Source organism: Dyadobacter psychrophilus (genome assembly GCF_900167945.1).
Classification (GTDB): domain Bacteria; phylum Bacteroidota; class Bacteroidia; order Cytophagales; family Spirosomataceae; genus Dyadobacter; species Dyadobacter psychrophilus.
The window spans coordinates 438,605-458,842 of the sequence record NZ_FUZA01000002.1 but is presented as its reverse complement, the minus strand read 5'-3'; the positions used below and the strand labels follow the sequence as shown (position 1 = coordinate 458,842).

Sequence of the window (20,238 nt, the reverse complement as noted above, 5' to 3'; positions counted from 1 at the left end):
GTTTCTTTTAACTAAACCTACATGGGCGTATTGGGCGTCTCAACTGTCGGCAACTGGAACGATATCCCTGAAATCTGGCATAGCGCCAGAAATTCCGATAAACTGGGCAGTTGCTCACCCTTGAAGATCCTATCTGCGATTTCGCGGCTCAACCCGGCCTCTTCCAGCGCATTTCCATTATTAATTCCCTTAGCTTCAATTAATTGTTTCATTTCAGCGATCAGCGCTTTCGCCTGATCTTCGTAAACTGTGGTTTCCATTTTTCGAGAACATTGGTTTCAATAGTAAGGAACAAAACTGTGCCAAATTATGCGTTGGCCTGACATTTGTGACCTTGTTGATTAACAAATCAAGAACATTCCCACGCCGCGAATCAAATTCCTGAACTGCGGGTTAATGTTCAATAACCTTTAACAAATCACTAATCATGAGCACAGCAATTGCAGACACATTCCGCGTTGGCGGGGAAATTGAAATAAACAGATTGGGTTACGGCGGTATGCAGCTTACAGGCAAAGGCGTCTGGGGCGATGCGCCTGACCGTGAAAATGCGAAAAAAGTTTTAAAAGCGGCGGTAGAAGCTGGCGTAAACTTCATTGATACCGCTGATTCCTATGGCCCGCATACCAACGAAGTCCTGATTGCAGATGCGCTGCACCCATATCCGTTGGATTTATTAATCGCCACAAAAGGCGGATTTGACCGCACGGGGCCAAATCAATGGGTGACTAACGGCGACCCAAAACACATCCGCGAGGCTATTGACGGAAGCTTAAAACGCCTGAAAGTAGAGAAAATCGACCTTTGGCAACTGCACCGTTTTGACCCGAAGTTTCCGGTTGAAGAAACACTTGCTCCGGTTGTAGAAGCGGTGGAAGCTGGTAAAATTCGTTATGTTGGACTTTCGGAAGTTGATACTGAACAAATTAAACGCGCTGAAAAAGTGGTAAAAATTGTTTCGGTACAAAACCTCTACAATCTTGACGACCGGAAATGGGAGGAGGTGGTGGATTACACCGAACAGCAGGGCATGGCTTTCATTCCCTGGTATCCGCTGGCGTCAGGCCCGAACAAGTTGCAGGCAAAAATTGCACAGATCGCTGAAAAGCATGGCGCTACGACGTCTCAGATCGCATTGGCCTGGCTCCTGAAGCGCGCGCCGCACATTCTGCTTATCCCTGGAACAAGCTCGCTGGAACATTTAAAAGAAAATATGGGTGCAGCAAACATCACCTTGTCCTATGAGGATTTTGCAGCATTATCGAAATAGAATCGCCCGCTACTTTTCGAGCTTTTTCAATTCACTTTGAATGAAAGCTTTGGGTAACCATTTTGTGCCGATCATAACACCTTCAATGTTTCTGGTTTGGCTGATGTCTTCCAGCGGATTCCCGCTCAGGAGCACCAAATCAGAAACATTGCCGGTTTTGATCGTTCCTGAATCGGTTTTGTTGAGATAACTTGCCACATTAACCGTCCCTGTTTTCAACGCCTCATATGGCGTCAAACCCGCCTCGGTAAGATACTTCAATTCATGATGCGTGGCAAAACCAGGCACATTTAAAACCTGAGGGGCATCACAGCCCAGCAGCAACTCCACACCGCCTTTCTGACAAGCCAGAATCAATTTTCGGCGGATGTTTACAAAAGCTTCCGCACGTTCTTTATTAAATTTAGGATTGTTATTGTAGCTGTTTTTGGCATTCATCCAGTTTTTGATCTCCTCCGGTTTCAGATATTTCAGCTCAAGGTCTTTCTCATAAGCACTCGCGGGAAGCGGCGAAAGCCAGCGCTCGGCAATGGCCTGCGTCGGCACCACGCGAATGTTTTTTGCTTTCAGCGCGGCTATTAGTTTTGGAATTTTGGTCGTATCGGCAGAATATGCGATCCACGTGCCGAAAAGGCCGGTTTCCTGCTCAGCCAGTGTGTCGATTCCGGGGGTAATGGCTTCTACAAAACCGTCCAAATGATCAATAGACGAATAACCGGCGTCAATAGCCATCCACACGCCGACGGCAAATGAAACGTGACCGACCATTGGGATTCCCAGCTCCTTCGATGTTTTAGCAATGCCGGGAAATGTTTCTTTGGTCAGGCCGGGAAGCAGTTTCAGATAATCGTAACCTGCTGCTTTTTCCTCTTTTACCAATTCAATGCCTCTTTGGGCCGTTTTCACCGTTTGGCCGCTGAAAGCCGGTCCGGTCGTGTAAAAGTTGGGACCAAGGATTTCGCCAGATCGCACTTTCTCGCGCAATTCAAGATGCTTGGCATTGCCCAACATGCCGCGGATGGTCGTAATGCCATTGGCCAGATATAATGTCAAAACATCCTTCATAGGGGCCAAATCCTCTACCGCAGGCACATGCGCATGCATTTCCGACCAGCCAGGCGTCAGATATTTGCCTTTTGCATCCACTACCAGCGCATTACTGGCATATTTCACCTGGGATCCCTGCCCCAGTGCCGTTATTTTCCCATTCTTCACCACCACAGTCTGATCCCTCAAAACCGACTCCCGATCCATCGGAATCACATGCACGGATTTGAAAACAATCTCACGATCCGCATTGCTAACAGGCGCCTGCGCAAATGCGTGGGGCGCCAGCATCACGCCTAAAATCAGAAATAAGTTAGGTTTCATGATCTTATGTGGTTGGTTTGAATGCTTAACTAAAACGGTTCAGCTCAGCGCCGCTACATTTTGTGCGTTCTTTTGTGCTTTCAATGCGAGCTCGGTGGCCAGGAAGCAATGTTCCTGCGACATGGCGGTTTCGGTTCTGTTCAGGACGTCGTCTACGAGTTGGCGGCCATAAGGCAATTCTACCTGGCTGCAATCAACATATTGTGTTTCCTTATTATTGACTACAAAAAGGTGGTTTCCTCCTTCCCTGCCGCCAATATCAACGTTTTTACGAATTTCAATAAAACCTTCGGTGCCCAAGACTGTCAGGCGGCCGTCTCCCCATGATTTGAGGCCGTCGGGCGTGAACCAGTCCACACGGATGTAGCCTGCGCCGCCGTTGCCTCTTAACATAGTGTCACCAAAATCTTCAAACTGAGGATATTGCGGGTGATTGACATTGCCAACCTGAGAAGCAACAATTTCAGCTTTTGTAGAGCCGGTGAAAAACAGGAATTGGTCAAACTGGTGGGATGCAATGTCGCAAATAATGCCACCGAAGCGCTTTTTGTCGAAAAACCATTCAGGACGGGACTTGGGCGTCATACGGTGCGGGCCCAGGCCGATGGTCTGCACCACTTTCCCGATCACGCCTTCTTTGATCAATTCACCGGCCTTGATGGTCGCGCGATTTTCGAGCCGCTCACTGTACATAATCGAATAGATACGCTTGGTTTCTTTCTGCACTTTCCGGACTTGCGCGAGCTGTTCTAGCGTCGTAATGCCGGGTTTGTCCACCATATAATCTTTCCCGCTTTTCATGACACGGATCCCGAGCGGCGCCCGTTCATCCGGAATGCCGGAGCTAAGAATGAGCTGGATGGATTTGTCATCCAATATTTCGGCTTCGCTTTTGGCCTGCTTAGCCTGCGGATAACGCTTGGCAAATGCAGCCGCCAGATCTTCTTCTTTGGCATAAAATGAAACCAGCTCGCCGCCACCTCGCGTAACCGCTTCTACCTGACCGTAAATATGGCCGTGATTCATTCCAATCACAGAAAATTTGATTCTCGGTGGAAGCACACGTGTAAATGTTTCCTTCACTGGGCGCGCCTGCGTGTGACGCACCAGCGTAGAAGCCGAAGCTGTATCGGCCAGTCCGGGCAGCAACATTAACCCGGCAGCTGTGCTTACTGAGCTCCTGATAAACTGGCGGCGGTTATCGTCTGATTCTTTCATGTCAAGATTGGAAAGTTGTGATTATATATAAAGCACATTTTATGCAGATATAATGTACCGCAACCATGGACATGATTATCAGCGATTTTCCCTTACAAGCCAAGGATAACGGCGCTATTATTTATTTCCGACAGAAACCCCGAATGTAATCCGCGAATCGTTACGTTTTCTTGTGGCTTCTACAACACTTTCATAAGAGTTTTCGAAGCTCGTGCGCAATGTAACCCACTTGTTTAAAGGCAGTTCGAAAGAAATGATCGTATTCCAACGCAGGTTGGAAAAGTCATTCAAAGCCGGTTGAAGGAACGTGAGGTGATTGATACGGATCTTGTCCTGGATCATCGAATGTTTGCCCTTAACCCGAAATGAGTTACGAATGGTGCTTACCGTGGCTATTTCCTGGAAATTTGTGGATTCATATAAAATCGCATTGGTAAGGCTCAGATCATTGGTTTTGGTTTTCACAACCCGATAACCCACTCCGGCTCCCGCCATTTGACGCAAATCGATACGCCGCAGATTGCTTGTTTCCAACGCTCCAAGCCCGAAAACGTAAGTTCTCCGCTTTTTGAAAACATCAACAAAAAGGTCGACATAACTGTCGCGTTCGGCGAGAATACCACTTTGTTTTCCGTAAGTAAAACGCGGGTTTGTGGCAATGTTGATCACCGGCCCGCTGAATGTAAGCTCGGCGCGAAGCACAACCAAACTACGGTTCACATTCCCCCGGGCAAAGTTACCATCGCCGATAAACCGGTAACGGACCGTATCGATCAGCGGTGGTGGCAATGTAATAACGCTGTCTTGTTTTACGGTTGCCGAATCTGCAAGGGAAGTCCGGAGCGTATCCGAAGAAGGCTGCTGCGCGTAAACGAAAAGCGTCGAATTGAACAAAAAGAAAGCGGTAAGCTTTGAAATGTGGCGGTAAGTCAATTTTCTCATTGGCATTTTTTGCAAAATAATAATGCCAAAACAGACTCTTCCATCAAGAAATCTACCCTCATTTTTCCAGCGCCTTTACCTTTCCCAGCCTGCGCATATGCCTTTCCTCGCCCGTAAAACGCGCATTCAGAAATGATTCTGCCAGTTCCTGCGCAGCCATATTTCCCGTAACGCGGCCGCCCAGGCATAGCAAATTAAGGTCATCATCTTCCACACCCTGGTGTGCCGAAAAGTGGTCATTAATCAACGCCGCACGCACGCCGGAGATCTTGTTGGCTGCTACCGAGGCACCCACACCACTTCCGCAAACCGCAATGCCACGTTCAATCTCCTTACGGACAACAGCTTGCGCAAGAGGAATCACGAAGTCGGGATAATCGTCTTTGGAATCCAATTGATATGCCCCAAAATCCGTTATATGATGTCCTTTTCCCATTAAATATGCCTTTAAGAACTCTTTCAGTTCGTATCCGCCGTGGTCAGCAGCAAGTCCGATTTCCATGTTGAGAATGATTTAAAATGAATGTGCAAAATAGTTCATTAATTTGCCATATGAAAAAGAATGCCCCTGCCGACGCAGAAAACCAGCCAGCTCACAACTTCGTCTTTCAGGATTTTAATCTGACCGATTTAACTACCACACACATCCTGCAAAACAGCGCTGAACTTCCGGCGACAGACCGGAGAGGGTTCTTTGACATTCAGCCCCACGAAATAGATATTGATTATGCTTCTTTCAGAATTTCCGCAGCATTAACGGATCATTATAAGGTTGTAGCAAAGCAAAACAGCCATTCGCTTACAATTTATTGTGAATGTGGCAAGCCCAAAAAGAGGCTTTGCGAGCATCAGATTCAGGTTTTATATAATCTTAACAATAGAAAAGACCTGCGCGCATTCTTCGATAAAAAGCTGAGATTTGAGAAGATTAAAGTCGTTGCAAAGGATTATGGGTTAGAAAATGAAGCAGACCCGGACGTATACTTTCAGCTGTTTTATACCAATAAAGAATTGGAAATCAAGCCGAAGATGAAAGAGTTGATTCCTCTCAACGCCACTTCCGTTTCATTTTTAGAAAACCAATGGATCAATAAACCAGTCATTGACATTCCCGGCGCCAAGGTGCAGGCGGAAAATAGCAAAACAATTGTCATTATCGGGCAACACAAATATTATGAGCACTTTTACCTTGAAATGTACGAGGCGGGAACTACGCGGGAAGGCAAGCTCAAAAACCCGCTGACATTGCTAAATCCGCTGGACGCCATCTGGAAAACGCAGGATGCGGACATTATCAAGTTTTACACAGCCGTTGCCTCCTTTCAAAATAATTTCCGCAAAAAGCAGCTCGAAACAGATCTAGCAGGCTTAAAAAGCATTGTCAAGAATCCGGATAAACTTGATTTCTTTTACCACAATCCGCTTATCTCGGAAAATGTCAGCGCAGCTTCCCTCGTTTTGGTGAAGCTTGCAAAATCGCCCGTGGATATGCATTTGACCATCGACCGCAAAGATCCTTTTTTCCAGATTTCGGGGCAACTAAGCTTAAATGGCGTCTCGCTTGACCTCGAAAAGGTCAAAATGCGTTACGATTATTTTGTACTCTATCTGGATTCCCTGCATCTGATCGACAATGAGGACATTTTGAAAACGGTAGAATTTTTTAGTCAGCACAATCAGAAAATCATCATTCACAATTCAAAATTTGAGGAATTCAGGCAAAATCTGCTGGCAAAACTGGAATCTAAAATCCGGATCACTTATTCCTATCTGAAACCGGCAACGCCGGCCCAAAGGGAAGAACAAGGTTTTGATCTGGAAAATGAGAAGATCATTTATTTGGAAGATTTCGGGAATTACGTGATGATTACGCCTGTGATAAAATATGGCGCCGTGGAAGTTCCGGTATTTTCGCAAAAGCAAATTTACTCTATGGATAGCCACGGAAACCCATTTACAGTGCAAAGGGATGAAAGTGAAGAACTGCGTTTTGCAGGCGCCATTATCCGTCAACATCCTGATTTCGAAGATCAACTGGGTCGAGAGTTTTTCTATTTATACAAAGAACGTTTCCTCAGCGAATCTTGGTTTCTTAACACATTCGAAGAGTGGCGGGATCAGAAAATCACTGTTCTGGGTTTTGATAAACTCACAAAAATGCGTCTGAATCCGAATCGTGCGCAAGTGTCGGTGAACGTCATTAGCGGGATCAATTGGTTTAACACAACGGCCGGTGTAAAGTTTGGAAATCAAAAAGTTACATTAAAAAACCTGCATAAGGCGGTAAAAAACCGGAGTAAATATGTGCAGCTGGATGACGGAACACAGGGCATTTTGCCGGACGAGTGGATTGAGAAATTTGCGAAATTTTTCGAGGCCGGAGAAGTTGTAGGCGAAACAATCCAGACTTCAAAAATGAACTTCGCTTCGGTGAGCGAAATGTATGATGCAGAGGCCCTTAGCATGGAAGTGAAGGAGCAGATCGCTTTCTACAAGTCGCGTTTTGCAGATTTTGAATCCATTGAATCCGTGACAGTCCCAGCCAACCTGAATGCATCTTTGCGTGAATACCAAAAACAAGGTTTGAACTGGCTGAATTTTCTGGATGAATTTGGCTTCGGAGGTTGTCTTGCGGATGACATGGGACTGGGTAAAACGCTGCAAGTCATCGCATTCATATTGTCCCAAAGAGAAAAACAGGTTCAAAACACCAACCTGATCATCGTTCCTACTTCGCTTATTTTTAACTGGCTGGCAGAAATTGAAAAGTTTGCCCCATCGTTAAAAGTGTTGACTATTTATGGCGCGGACCGGATGAAGACCACCGCGGATTTCGACAATTACGAGGTTATTCTCACCTCGTACGGAACATTACTGTCGGATGTGAATTTTCTGAAAAAATATCATTTCAACTACATCGTCCTCGACGAATCACAAGCCATTAAAAACCCTGAATCACAGCGCTATAAGGCCGCCAGACTGTTGCAATCCAGAAACAAGCTGGTGCTGACCGGAACACCTGTTGAGAACAATACATTTGATCTCTACGGACAGCTTTCCTTTGCCTGTCCGGGTTTACTGGGCAACAAAACACAGTTCAGAAACCACTTCTCCATGCCGATCGACCGCTTTAAAGACACTGACAGAGCCAGGGAATTGCAGAAGAGAATTGACCCTTTCATTTTGAGGCGGACTAAAAAGCAAGTTGCTACCGAGCTTCCGGATAAGACCGAAATGGTCATTTATTGCGAAATGGGCGAGGAGCAACGGAAAGTTTACAATGCTTACGAGCTGGAATTTTATACTTTTTTGAACACCAGAAACGAGGGCGACATTGCGCGGGAAAGCCTGCACGTGCTGCAAGGCCTTACGAAGCTCCGGCAGATCTGCAATTCGCCTGCCCTGCTGAACGACCATCTTTATTACGGCAATGCTTCCTCCAAGATCGAGACGCTTCTGGAACAGATCGAAAGCAAGTCGCCGCAGCATAAGATCCTGGTGTTCTCGCAGTTTGTAACCATGCTCGATCTTATTAAAAATGAGCTTGTTACGCGCGGAATTAAATTTGAATATTTGGCAGGTCAAACGAAAGACCGCGCTGCAAGGGTTGAAAGCTTTCAGAATAATGCCGAAGTCCGGGTGTTCCTGATCAGCTTGAAAGCAGGCGGAACAGGGCTTAATCTTACAGAAGCGGATTATGTCTATCTGATCGATCCGTGGTGGAACCCAGCCGTTGAAAATCAAGCGATTGACCGGAGTTACAGGATCGGGCAAAAGAAAAACGTGATTGCCGTCAGGCTGATCTGCCCCGGGACGATTGAAGAAAAAATTCTCGAATTGCAGGAATCCAAAAAAGACCTGGCCGACGATCTGGTTAAAACCGATGCTTCCGTTTTGAAAACGTTAACGAAGAATGATTTGCTGAGTTTGGTCAGTTAGTCCAGATCTTTGCTGATTTCTGTGATCAGATATTCCTTTGGATCGCTGAAATATTCCCAGAAAAAGATCCCGGCTAAGTTGTTTTTTTTGATATACTTACATTTTCCCTTAATAGACTTTTCGTCCTCGTAAGTGATCAGGACTTTGGTGGAATCATTGAACAGATAGGGTGCTTTTGCTTTTTTGTCGTAAAACTTTTTATAACCATTCTGATTGATCAAAGTGTCTTTCAGCTTGGTGTAACCGCCTCCCTGAACCGCTTTTACGCGCTTCTCTCCCAGCCCGTTGTTCTTACTGGATTCAGCTTCCCAGCCTTTGCCGTAAAATGCTGCACCCAGCACAATTTTGCTTGCCGGAACGCCTGCGGCTATGAAATTTTTCACGGAGCGATCCGCCGACGAACCATCCGGAATGTCGCCGTAATCGTACAAATTAGTATGATGTCCTACGGTTCCGTTCTTGCCGCCGTAGTCGTAGGTCATGATGAAAACGTAATCAAGATATTGCTGCGCGAGGCCCATTTCGGTGTTGTCGACAAAGGATTTTGAGCCGCCTACTGCGGTCGTGAGCTGGTAATCACGGCTTTTTTCCTTTTCCAGAATGTCCAGCTCCTCGCGGATTGCCTTGAACATTAAGGTAAAATTCCGTTTGTCTTCGGGCCGGAAAATGTTGCCTTCTTCGCCCCGCATGGCAGGATATTCCCAGTCAATGTCAACACCGTCCAGATTGAACTGGCGCACAATGTCAACGCTTGATCTGGCAAATTGTCTGCGGGAAGTTTCGGTTAAAACTGCGTCTGAAAAATTTTCGCTCCATGCCCAGCCACCTATGGAAATAAGGATCTTAAGATCGGGATTTTTTAAAGCCTTCATTTCATTGAGCTTGCGGAAATTCGTTGAGTCCGTCGCCAGATTGGTCAGCACGGCAAGGCTGTCCTGCACATTTACGAAGGCGTAATTGATATGTGTCAATTTATCAACGTCAATTTCCTCTGTTTTCACTAACCCGCGAAAACCACCTACATAAGCATTAACAACGTATTTTTTCTTTTTTTGAGCCCAGGTATTGGCAGAGCAAAGTACAGCCAGCGCGAATGCCGGCAGCAAAAGGTTCTTACAGAATTTCATGGTTTTGAATTTAGGAGATACTAGTCAAAAAGCACTATTTTGTGAGATATTACTTCCTTGTCAGTGAGTATCCGGACAATATAGATTCCCGGGCTAAGGCGAGCAAGATCTGCCCGGAATGATGCGCCTATTTTAGTATCTAACTGCCTTTTGCCATTTACATCATAAAGTTGCAACTGCGCCGACGTTTGTTTGTTTAGTTCAACAATAAGCGTTTTTTCCACGGTGTAAATGATCGGACCATTTGGTAACGGCTCATTTGCTGTGATTATGGAGTTTGCCAGAACAATTGATATAAGGCTGTATGGTGAACTTCCGCCTGCATTCACTGCTTTGATCCGATAATAATAATCCGTTTTAGCAAGTGAATCAGTGTCCTGGAATTGCAGCACGTTAGCTGCGACTTTCCCGATTTGTGCAAACTGCATGGTGACACCTTTGGAACGTTCGATTATCACTTCTCTGGTATTTGCAGAAACGGCTGCCCAGCGTAGCTGAACAATATCCGGGGCAATGGGCACAGCAGAGAAATTCACAGGCATATCGGGCACAGGAATGTTGTCTGTCGTCGCTGAACCTACATTGCTATATGCCGAAGCGCCTGTGGCATTCACTGCGCGAACACGGTAATAATATTCGGTCGCAGGATTGAGGCCGGTGTTTTGATACGTTTTAATGTTGGCGCCGAGGTCGGCAATTTTGGTAAAAACGGTCCCATTCAATGACCGCTCCAACTGAAAGCCACTCTCATTCAAGGCGTTATCCTCCCAGCTAATGTTAATCTGAACAGTTGAAACGGATACAGCAGCGAGGTTTTTTGGCGCATTTGGAGCAATCAGGAAGGTGTTTGCACTTACAATGTTGCTGTATGCGGACTTCCCGGCTGTATTCTTGGCAAGGATCCTGTACCAATATTTGGTGGAAGCCGTAAGCCCTGTATTTGCAAATGTCTTGATGTTAATGCCCAGGTCAGCAACTTTCACAAATTTCAAACCGTCCACTGACCTTTCCAGCTCGAAACCCGTTTCATCCAGGGCATTGTCCATCCAGGCCAGATTTATCTGCGTGGCGGATATTGCTGTCGCTGTCAGCGCCGACGGCGCTTTAGGAATCACCACAGCCTCCGCTGCCGATTGACAAAGCAAAAGGACAATGATAAAAATGGAACGCAGGCAAAAACTTTTGGTATAAATAAACTCCATACATTAAGGGCAACAAGCAACAGGATAAACATCATTAAACACTCACAACCAACCTTTTTTCTTGAACCAGCCGTAAATCGCGACTGTAATCAAAGCCATTACAATCATCACACCCGGGTAACCATATTTTAACCTGAGCTCCGGCATATAGTCGAAATTCATTCCGTAAATGCCAACAATGAAGGTTAACGGCATAAAAAACACCGAAAACAATGTCAAAACGCGAACGATCTCATTTGTGCGCTGGGACGAAATAGAAAAGTAGATCATCACAAGCTGGTTCATATTTTCGAACAATGTGTCATAAATATTCTGCATTTTGACAAAAAGGTCGCGCGTATCCCTTGTATAAGCATTGGAATGATCGGCTGCATCCATTTTGTCGACGATCTCGTGCGAGAGCATGATAACACGCCTGGTCACCTCCACCCGGCGCCGCAAATAATAAAGGCCTTTGAGCAAGGAAGGTTTGCGGTTTTTGAGAAACATATTCTCCTCATAATACTCAATGTCGCTGGTGAGCTTTACCGAGGGCGCTTCGTAGGTAGCCAGACAGCTCTTAATGATTTCATTGACAAGTTGTAATGTATCCTCGCAAGCATGTTGTTCGAGCTGGTTTTCGGCGATGTATTCCGGTGCTGCCCATGGTTTACGATGCAGTGTGATCACTTTTTCGGGAAACATGAAGATAGCCACCTTATCTGTCAGCTCCGGAACGGTGTCGGCTTCCGAGCCAACGGTTTCGGCGTGCATCCGGAAAATAATGAATACATAGTCGGCCACTTTTTCGTACTTGGGAAGGTGGTCGGGTTGTCCCCAGTCCTTAATGGAAGATGCGTGAAGTGAATGTGCCTCGGTCAGCTCTTTCAACTCTTCCTCGTTGGGATCGGTGATATCCAACCATTCAAACGGATATTTGGCTTTCTCGGCAATCGTGTGGATCATAAATTTTATTTGTCGGGCTTGGCATCCATGATGAACCGCAGTGACTGATCTCTGGTAAAAAACGCAACCATCCAGTTATAGAATGTTTTAACCTGGTTGCGATAGCGGATCAACGAGAACAAATGCACGACCAGCCACAGAAAGTAAGCTATAAAACCTTTGAAATGCAAGCCAGGCAAGTCGGCAACGGCCTTATTCACGCCAATAATAGCCATCGTGCCTTTGTCCACATAGTGAAAATCGTTCAAAGGCTTACCCTCAATCAGACGAGGCAGGTTAGCAGCCAGATTTTTGCCCTGCTGAATGGCGACCTGCGCAAGCTGCGGATGACCTTCCGGAAATTTCTCGTCAGAGGTCATCAGGCAAATGTCGCCGAGAGCAAAAATATTCTCAAAGCCCAGCACCTTGTTGTGGCTGTCCACGAGCACCCTTCTCCCTTTCCCTAATGCTTCCCTGGGCAGGCCTGGGAGTTCGGCTGCGGTTACACCCGAGGTCCAGATCAGTGTTGAGGTTTCAATTTGTTTCCCGTTACCAAATGTCACAACGCCGTTTTCAAAATCCTTTACTGCGTGATCCAGCAGCACATTAATGCCCAGTTTCTGCAATGCTTCCAGCGTATCTTCCTGCGATTTTTTAGACATCGGATTTAAGACAACCGGCAACGCGTCAACCAGGTAAATCTGCACTTCTTCCCTGTTCAGCTCCGGGTAATCCCATTTAAAAATATTTTTATGCATTTCTGCCAGCATCCCCGACACCTCAACGCCGGTAGGCCCGGCCCCTGCCACGACAATACAGAGCAGCTTTTTGCGCTCATTGGAATCCTGCATTTTGGAAGCTCTTTCTTTGTTCAAAAGAATGTGGTTACGCAAGGCGAGCGCGTCCCTGACCGTTTTCATCGGCACCGCGTTCTTTTTCACATTTTCCATTCCAAAATAATTGGTTTCTGTGCCTGTGGAAAAAACCAGGTAATCATAATAAATGTCGCCGCTTTCCGTAGCGATCCTCCTTTCGTTTGGGAACACTTCCTGGAATGCACCGAGACTAAACCTGAGGTTTGCCTTTTCCTGAAAAAATTTCCTGAATGGGTAACTGATGTTGGACGCTTCCAGAAAACCGGTCGCGACCTGATATAATAAAGGTGGGAAGAAGTTGTAGTTATTTTTGTCAACCAGGACGATGTTGAAACGCTCATCCCTGGAAAGTTTCTGCGCAAGGTTGATACCGGCAAACCCTCCGCCTACGATGACTAACTTTATTTGCTCCATAATCCCTGTTTTAAGCTCAAATGCCTGTATTGCACCATTATAATTATGCCGAGGGCATATTAGGGCGGATTGCGGACATTTTTTTATCATAAATACTGTGCAAAACATTGCTCACGGACAAAGTCAGGGAGCCTCCATGGGAAATTCTGGATGGATTTTGCACTACACTTCGCATTGGCACACGGTTTGAGGCAAAGCCGGCATTCACAATAAATGAACGCTAACTTTAACAAGATCATGGATTACAACATAGATACGAAGGGACAAACCCAAGGCTCGCAGCCTGGTATTGAGGAGATTATGGATCCGGCGCCGATCATTATCCGGGAAAATTATCGCGGTAGCGGGAAACTGCAAGGCAAATCGGCACTGATAACAGGCGGGGACAGCGGGATAGGAAGGGCTGTTGCCGTCCATTTTGCCAGGGAAGGCGCTGATGTGGCCATTGTTTATCTGGAAGAAGACCAGGATGCCGAAGAGACCAAAGCCATGGTAGAAGCGGAAGGTAAAATGTGCCTGCTCATTCCTGGCGACATTCGGGACGAGGCTTTTTGCAAAGAAGCTGTGACACGCGTTATCAGCGAGTTTGGCAAGCTTAACATTTTGGTCAATAATGCGGCTGAGCAGCACCCTAAGGAAGATGTCCGCGAAATTACCCCTGAGCAGCTCAGCAATACATTCGCGACCAACATTTACTCCTTCTTTTACTTTACCCAGGCGGCTCTGCCTCATTTGCAGGAAGGGGACACGATCATTAACACAACGTCGGTGACTGCTTATCACGGAAGCCCCGCATTGCTGGATTATTCTTCTACGAAAGGTGCAATTGTTGCCTATACAAGGTCGCTAGCCGGTGCGCTTGCGGATAAGAAAATAAGGGTTAATGCTGTTGCGCCGGGTCCGATCTGGACACCTTTAATCCCGGCAACGTTCGATGCTGAGAAAGTTGAAAAATTTGGAAAGGATACTCCTTTAAAACGTCCCGGACAGCCGGCCGAGGTTGCACCCTGCTATGTATTCCTCGCTTGTGAGGATGCATCCTATATGAGCGGGCAAGTCTTGCACCCCAACGGCGGTCAAGTCGTTAACGGTTAATATTATAACTAAAAAGGAGGCGTAAGTGCCTCCTTTTTAGTTAAACTCTACTTTCGAGCGCTGTAAAAGCCACCTGGCAATGGTGTCCTGCAATGTATCTTTCACAACAGGTTTGGTAAGATAATCGTCCATGCCTGCTTCAATGCATTTTTCACGTTCACCAACGACCGTCCCTGCTGTGAGAGCGATGATGGGTATCCGCCTGCCGGATTCCAGTTTACGGATTTCCTGTGTGGCCTCATAGCCATTGACTTCCGGCATTTGAATGTCCATGAAAATAATGTCCGGATTGGTTTCTCCGTATAATTTCACTGCTTCTTTCCCATTCACTGCTTCGATCATCGTTACATTCGACAGGATTTTTGCCAACATTGTTTTTACCAACAGCATATTGATCTTGTGATCTTCGGCAATCAATACCGTAACGTTTTCTGAAACAGTCTGCCCGCCGAAGCTTATTCCAGCATCTGCCACCAACCTCCTTGCCGGCTGATTTTTGGTATGAATCCTCGACAACATTGAAAACAACTGCTTGATCTTTACAGGCTTAACAAGGAAATGCGGGATGTTCAGCTCAGCCATGACGGCAGTAAGTGTTTCCTCTTCAAAAGAATCATTGAGCAGGATAATGGGCAGGCTTCGTAATTCGGGATGCTCGCTGGTGCGCACCTGGCGAATCGTTTCAATGCCGTCAAGGCCGGGCATTTGACAATCCATTAAAACAACATCGTATTTTACATCAGAAAACAATTTTTCCAATGCCTCCTCTCCACTCGGAACAATGTCCGAGCGTATCTCTTTATTGCTCAGAATATCGGCCAGAATGTTTCCGTTGTTCACGTTATCGTCCACCACTAGGACGCGTTTGATATTGTCGGTATTATCCCAAACGAATTCCTCGCCATCCGGGATGATCTGAAAGGTAACGTCAAAAAAGAAAGTGCTGCCTGCGTTTGTCCGGCTGGTGAGCTGCAATCTGCTGTTCATTAGTTCAAGGAGGCTGTTGGAAATCGTCAGTCCGAGACCTGTGCCGCCGAAACGCTTGGTCGTTGAAGAATCTTCCTGCGCAAAAGCATCAAAAATCTTCCGCTGGTTCTGCGGCTCGATCCCGATACCGGTGTCCCTTACCGAAAACCGGACCGTAACGTCCTCATTGCTGCGATCCAGCAATGCTATTTTCAGCTCGATCTCCCCACTCATTGTGAATTTGACCGCATTGCTCAGCAAATTGGCCAAAACCTGTTTTAGTCGCAGCGGATCTGCCCACACATAATGCGGAATGTTGGCCGGAATGTTCAGGAGCATTTCCAGGTGCTTTTGCTGCGCCTGATAAGTAAGCATATCTGATACTTGTCCGCAGATTGTCAGCAAGTCTGTTTTCTCGTAACGCAATTCCAGTTTACCCGCTTCAATTTTGGAGAAATCAAGAATGTCGTTGATGATTTCCAGCAGCGAATTAGCGGACTGGAAAACCATGGACATATACTGTTGCTGGGTTTCGTCCAGGTTCGTTTTCATCAGCAGATCCGTAAATCCTACAACCCCGTTGAGCGGCGTACGGATTTCATGGCTCATATTGGCAAGAAATTCAGATTTTAGCTTACTGGCAGATTCTGCCTGTTCGCGTGCTTCAAGCAGTTCTAGTTCCGCCTGTTTACGTAAGGTAATGTCACGGATCACGGCCTGGATAATCTGGGAGTCATTTACATTGATCAGGTTCAGGAGCACTTCGGCTACGAAACTGTCAGTATCCGGCCCAAAGCGTTTGAAAACCCACTCGAAACTGTGGCTGCCTCGCTCGTAGACCGTTTCCAGATTCTCCTTTGCAATTCCGGCAAGTTGGTCATATGATGTGTAGGTTGCCGCGGCCAGTTCCTCATGCGTTTTGCCAACGAGCATATCCACGGATTGCAGTTTAAACATTTTCAATGCGGCGCGGTTGCAATCCAGATATCCTTTCCGGTCAAACAACACTACGGCATCGCTGGTTGAGTCGTATAGACTCCGAAATTTGGCTTCCGAGTTCAGGATTGCCATTTCTGAGCGTTTACGGCGGGTTATGTCCTGAAATGCACCAAAAACCCTGACACATTCGCCGTTGACCATTTCTGCCTTGCCGATTGTCCTGACCCAAACTTCATTGCCTTTCGCAGTGATAAGCTGCAACTCGTTATCCCAGGGCGTACCATTTGTGAGACCGGCCATCACCACCTGGTTGATTGTGTCGCGGCTGTTGCCTTCCTTGTAAAACGCTATGGCCACATTGGCATCGGGCTTGAAATCTTCCTCAACTTCATGGATCTGTTTGGTGATGGTTGACCAGTATAGCTCGCCAGACTTCGCATTCAATTCCCAGCCGCCAATCCTGGCGACGCTATTGGTTTGTTCCAGCAGGTTTTTCATACGCCGCAGCTCATCATCTGATTTTTTTCGTGCGGTAATGTCCCTTTCAATGGCTATATAATTGGTACAATTGCCTTTATCATCAAAAACGGGTGTAATTTTTAAATCCACCCAATAACTTTCCCCGCTCTTTTTATAACATAAGATCTCAACCTGGACAATTTTTTTATCCCTGCTTCCCTCGTAAATCTTTTCTATGGTCCGCATATCCGTGTCCGGGCCACAAAGCAGCTCCGCCGGGTTAAGGCCTTTGACTTCACGCCGGGTGTAGCCGGTCTGGTTTTCGTAGGCCTTATTAACCCAGGTAATGTATCCCCTGTTGTCCGTGATAACAATGTAGTCTGTTGTATTGGAGGCAACAATGGCAAGCTCCTTCAATCTTTCCCGCGAACGGCGCAGCTCGGTGATGTTATGGCTGGTAAGAATGATCTCCTTGCTCCGGCTATCAATACTTGCGTTGGTATTGCTCCATGACCAGGTTCCGTTCTTATGCAGGATACGGTGTTCTATGCCTCCGCGAATCGGTGTATTTGTTTCAACAATTTTCAGCAGTGATGCCGTGCAAAAATGCAGGTCGTCCGGGTGTATGTAGTTTGTAAAGGAATTTCCAAGTGTTTCTTTGATATGGTAACCATAAACTTTTGTCCAGCTGGGCGACACGTAAGTAAATATCAAGCCGGGAGATAATGTAAAAAGCACATCCTGCACGTTAGACACCAGAACAGACAGATCCTGCTCTGTTTTCACCTTTTGCGTGATGTCGTAACCCATGCAAAAAATCTCCTTTACAGTGCCCGACTCGTCCGTCAGCCCGGTAAATTCCCACTGCGTTGTTTTGATCCCGCCATACTTCGAAGTTTTACGCAATGTTACAGAATGCGGTTTGCGGGGACTAACCACGCAAAGCTCCCCTACTTGCAGGCACTTTTCTATGTCTTCGGCAACAACACCCAGCAGGGACGATTGCCCCAGGATGTCTTCGCGTTTCATTCCATAGAAATTGCAGAAATAGTCGTTTACGAAAGTATAATTTCCATTGGTATCCGTACAAACTACGTACATGGAATGGCTTCCCAGGAAAGTCTGAAAGAGCTGAAAGTCACTGGCATATTTTGGTTCGTTTTGTTCCTCAGACATTGCTCTACTTGAAGTGTTCATCATCAAAAGCTCATGCAATTAAACGTCAGCTTTACAATTACCTATATCCGTACAAGATAGCTTTTATTTGAATACCTCAACCCTTAAAACAATGGTGTTTGTAATACTTTTAAGCATGCGTGCGAAGTATTTCTATTTTTCAGCGTAGCATCTGACTATGAGACACAAAAAATCCCTTTATCTGACGTGGATCAGGTAAAGGGACGACTGTCGGAAAGGATGGTTCAGCTTTTCTTTTTAGGCACTTTGGCGCCTTCTTTTCTAGCTTCGGACAAACCGATAGCGACCGCTTGTTTTTTGGATGTAACCTTTTTCCCGGAACCTGTTTTCAGTTTGCCTTCCTTCTGCTCATGCATAGCTTCCTCGACCTTTTCTCCCGCCTTTTTTGAATACTTTGCCATGATTTCAAAATTTATAAGTTGAAATAATTTACTTTAACCTTTTGAAAATATTCTTCCTATTATACAAAACCTGTACCAGCAAAACATTGTTTAGAAAACGGGTACGGTTATAATGCAAGTTTCTCAAAACTCATATTTATGAAAAATCCTGTGATTGTCCTTTTCCTCTTTCTAATGCTGACAACCGGCTTTTCTGCCATTGCCCAGCCAGGAGCGATCATATTGAAAAATGCCACGGTCATTGACGGAACCGGCGAGGAGCCGCGCGAGGGAGCGGATATCCTTATCATGGATGGACGGGTGGTCGCGGTAGAATCCAATATTAAGCTTAAAGGCGCAAAAGAGATCAATCTGACGGGAAAGACTGTGATTCCCTCGCTCATCAGTGCGCACGCCCATGTGGGAACGTTGAAAGGAACGACTTCGTCGGCGGACAATTACACAAGGGAGAATGTGCTCCGCCACCTTCAAAAATATCAGGATTACGGCGTTAATGCAGTGCTGGCTATGGGAACAGACAGGCCGCTGATTTTTGAAGGGCTGCGGGATTCTACCGTGGCGGGGCTACTTCCGGGAGCGCGCTTGTTTTCTGCTGGTTATGGATTTAATACGCCTGATCCTAATCCGGGCTCCTGGATGAACCTGTTGCTGCGCCCTGAAACGCCCGAAGAAGTTCCTGCTATGATTGACAAACTCGTTCCCCTTAAACCAACTGTTGTTAAAATCTGGGTAGACGATCATGGCGGCAATGCGCAAAAAATGAAACCGGAGATTTACCAGGCCATTATTGCAGAGGCTCACAAGCGAAACATCCGCGTGGCTGCGCATTTGTTTTATGCAGAGGACGCGCGTCTGCTGACCGACGCTGGCATCGACATCATTGCGCACAGCATTCGCGACAGGCCGGTGGATGGCGAGCTTTTGAATGCAATGAAGGAAAAGAATGTCATTTATATTCCCACATTATCATTGGATGAATACCAGTTTGCATATGCCAACCAGCCCGATTGGATTAATGATGAATTTTTCAAAAGGTCACTCGAACCGGGTGTGTATGAAATGATTACAGATCCGGCTTACGCGGAAAAAATACGGACTTCACCAGACTATGAACGCAATTCAGCTGCATTCAGAACCGCATTGATCAACTTAAAAAAGATCATGGACGCGGGCGTAACGGTTGCATTAGGCACAGATTCCGGTGCTTTCCCGATCCGGACGCAAGGTTTTACCGAACATTTGGAGCTGGAATTGATGGTTGAGGCGGGGCTTACGCCTATTCAGGCGATCATGCTGGCAACCCAGAATGCCGCCAAAGCGTTAAAGGTTGAAAATGAACTGGGCACATTGACCCGTGGAAAAAAAGCCGATCTGATCATTTTAAGCGCTAATCCTGCAAATGATATAAAAAATACACGCAAGATCGAGGCAGTCTGGAAAGACGGGCGGCAGGTGAGCAAAGGACCTTTGTGAAAATTATCAGATTAAAACACTCCTAACTATGAAAATTGAATTTGAAAGGCTTAACCATATTATGCTATGCATTCCCGAAGGTGCGGAAGAGGCTGCGAGGGAATTTTATGGCGGCGTGCTGGGGCTGGAAGAATTGAAAGATATGGGTTATCCGCTTCCTAACGGCGCAATTTGGTTTCAGTTGGGCGACATTGAACTGCATATCCGCGCTGAACATTCCTCAGAGATTTCGCAAAGGCATCCCGCGTTTGAGGTAAAAAACCTTGAAGTTGCGCGTGAATTGCTGGAAAAACATGGAATCGCGGTCAGGAATGATAGCCCTATTCCGGACCGGAAGCGATTTTCGTTTCGCGATCCGTTCGGCAATCGCATCGAGCTGATAGAAATGTTAGCCTGAAACCAAACCGGGGTTGCAGGCTAACATAA

16 protein-coding genes are annotated in these 20,238 nt (G+C 46.4%); 5 read left to right on the top strand and 11 right to left on the bottom strand.

What is annotated here, in order from left to right:
* Positions 1–17: 17 nt before the first annotated feature.
* Positions 18–260, bottom strand: a complete 243-nt coding sequence (locus tag B5X68_RS09000; RefSeq protein ID WP_082214364.1) for a transcriptional regulator — start codon at positions 258–260, stop codon at positions 18–20.
* A gap of 167 nt (positions 261–427) precedes the next feature.
* Here B5X68_RS09000 and B5X68_RS08995 point away from each other — a divergent pair, with 167 nt between their 5' ends.
* On the top strand, positions 428–1,270 hold the full coding sequence (locus tag B5X68_RS08995) for an aldo/keto reductase (RefSeq protein WP_082214363.1): 843 nt from the start codon (positions 428–430) through the stop codon (positions 1,268–1,270).
* A gap of 9 nt (positions 1,271–1,279) precedes the next feature.
* Here the strand turns inward: B5X68_RS08995 and B5X68_RS08990 are convergent, their stop codons facing one another.
* The 4 genes from B5X68_RS08990 to B5X68_RS08975 form a co-directional block, all read right to left on the bottom strand.
* Complete coding sequence (locus B5X68_RS08990) at positions 1,280–2,641, bottom strand: amidohydrolase family protein (protein ID WP_082214362.1); 1,362 nt, start codon at positions 2,639–2,641, stop codon at positions 1,280–1,282.
* Between the two features lie 39 nt (positions 2,642–2,680).
* On the bottom strand, positions 2,681–3,859 hold the full coding sequence (locus tag B5X68_RS08985; protein ID WP_082214361.1) for a Gfo/Idh/MocA family protein: 1,179 nt from the start codon (positions 3,857–3,859) through the stop codon (positions 2,681–2,683).
* Between the two features lie 117 nt (positions 3,860–3,976).
* A complete protein-coding gene (locus B5X68_RS08980) occupies positions 3,977–4,801 on the bottom strand; it encodes a DUF481 domain-containing protein (RefSeq protein WP_082214360.1) in 825 nt (274 codons plus the stop codon).
* A 58-nt stretch (positions 4,802–4,859) separates the two neighbouring features.
* Complete coding sequence (locus tag B5X68_RS08975; protein WP_082214359.1) at positions 4,860–5,303, bottom strand: RpiB/LacA/LacB family sugar-phosphate isomerase; 444 nt, start codon at positions 5,301–5,303, stop codon at positions 4,860–4,862.
* Between the two features lie 50 nt (positions 5,304–5,353).
* Between B5X68_RS08975 and B5X68_RS08970 the strand changes: the two genes are divergently transcribed.
* Positions 5,354–8,740: a DEAD/DEAH box helicase gene (locus B5X68_RS08970; protein WP_082214358.1), complete on the top strand. Its 3,387-nt coding sequence runs from the start codon at positions 5,354–5,356 to the stop codon at positions 8,738–8,740.
* Here the strand turns inward: B5X68_RS08970 and B5X68_RS08965 are convergent.
* The 4 genes from B5X68_RS08965 to B5X68_RS08950 are packed head-to-tail and all read right to left on the bottom strand — an operon-like array spanning position 8,737 to position 13,282.
* A complete protein-coding gene (locus B5X68_RS08965; RefSeq protein WP_082214357.1) occupies positions 8,737–9,867 on the bottom strand; it encodes a glycoside hydrolase family 18 protein in 1,131 nt (376 codons plus the stop codon). The two genes, B5X68_RS08970 and B5X68_RS08965, sit on opposite strands and share 4 nt — an antisense overlap.
* 20 nt (positions 9,868–9,887) lie before the next feature.
* The gene (locus tag B5X68_RS08960; protein ID WP_082214356.1) at positions 9,888–11,069 is read right to left on the bottom strand and encodes a fibronectin type III domain-containing protein; all 1,182 of its coding nucleotides are present in this window, start codon (positions 11,067–11,069) and stop codon (positions 9,888–9,890) included.
* A gap of 42 nt (positions 11,070–11,111) precedes the next feature.
* Positions 11,112–12,014 carry a magnesium transporter CorA family protein gene (locus B5X68_RS08955; RefSeq protein WP_082214355.1) on the bottom strand — a complete coding sequence of 301 codons (903 nt, stop codon included), beginning with the start codon at positions 12,012–12,014 and terminating at the stop codon, positions 11,112–11,114.
* Between the two features lie 5 nt (positions 12,015–12,019).
* Positions 12,020–13,282 (bottom strand): NAD(P)/FAD-dependent oxidoreductase, encoded by a 1,263-nt coding sequence (locus tag B5X68_RS08950; RefSeq protein WP_170916610.1) that lies wholly within the window; start codon positions 13,280–13,282, stop codon positions 12,020–12,022.
* Between the two features lie 237 nt (positions 13,283–13,519).
* Here B5X68_RS08950 and B5X68_RS08945 point away from each other — a divergent pair, with 237 nt between their 5' ends.
* Complete coding sequence (locus B5X68_RS08945) at positions 13,520–14,377, top strand: SDR family oxidoreductase (protein WP_082215281.1); 858 nt, start codon at positions 13,520–13,522, stop codon at positions 14,375–14,377.
* A gap of 36 nt (positions 14,378–14,413) precedes the next feature.
* Here B5X68_RS08945 and B5X68_RS08940 read toward each other — a convergent pair whose 3' ends face one another.
* Complete coding sequence (locus B5X68_RS08940; RefSeq protein WP_229208344.1) at positions 14,414–17,917, bottom strand: PAS domain-containing hybrid sensor histidine kinase/response regulator; 3,504 nt, start codon at positions 17,915–17,917, stop codon at positions 14,414–14,416.
* A 245-nt stretch (positions 17,918–18,162) separates the two neighbouring features.
* Positions 18,163–18,339, bottom strand: a complete 177-nt coding sequence (locus B5X68_RS28885; protein WP_170916609.1) for a DUF6496 domain-containing protein — start codon at positions 18,337–18,339, stop codon at positions 18,163–18,165.
* A 138-nt stretch (positions 18,340–18,477) separates the two neighbouring features.
* Between B5X68_RS28885 and B5X68_RS08935 the strand changes: the two genes are divergently transcribed.
* Both B5X68_RS08935 and B5X68_RS08930 read left to right on the top strand, forming a co-directional pair.
* Positions 18,478–19,812: an amidohydrolase family protein gene (locus B5X68_RS08935; RefSeq protein ID WP_082214353.1), complete on the top strand. Its 1,335-nt coding sequence runs from the start codon at positions 18,478–18,480 to the stop codon at positions 19,810–19,812.
* A 28-nt stretch (positions 19,813–19,840) separates the two neighbouring features.
* The gene (locus B5X68_RS08930) at positions 19,841–20,209 is read left to right on the top strand and encodes a VOC family protein (protein WP_082214352.1); all 369 of its coding nucleotides are present in this window, start codon (positions 19,841–19,843) and stop codon (positions 20,207–20,209) included.
* Positions 20,210–20,238 lie beyond the last annotated feature (29 nt).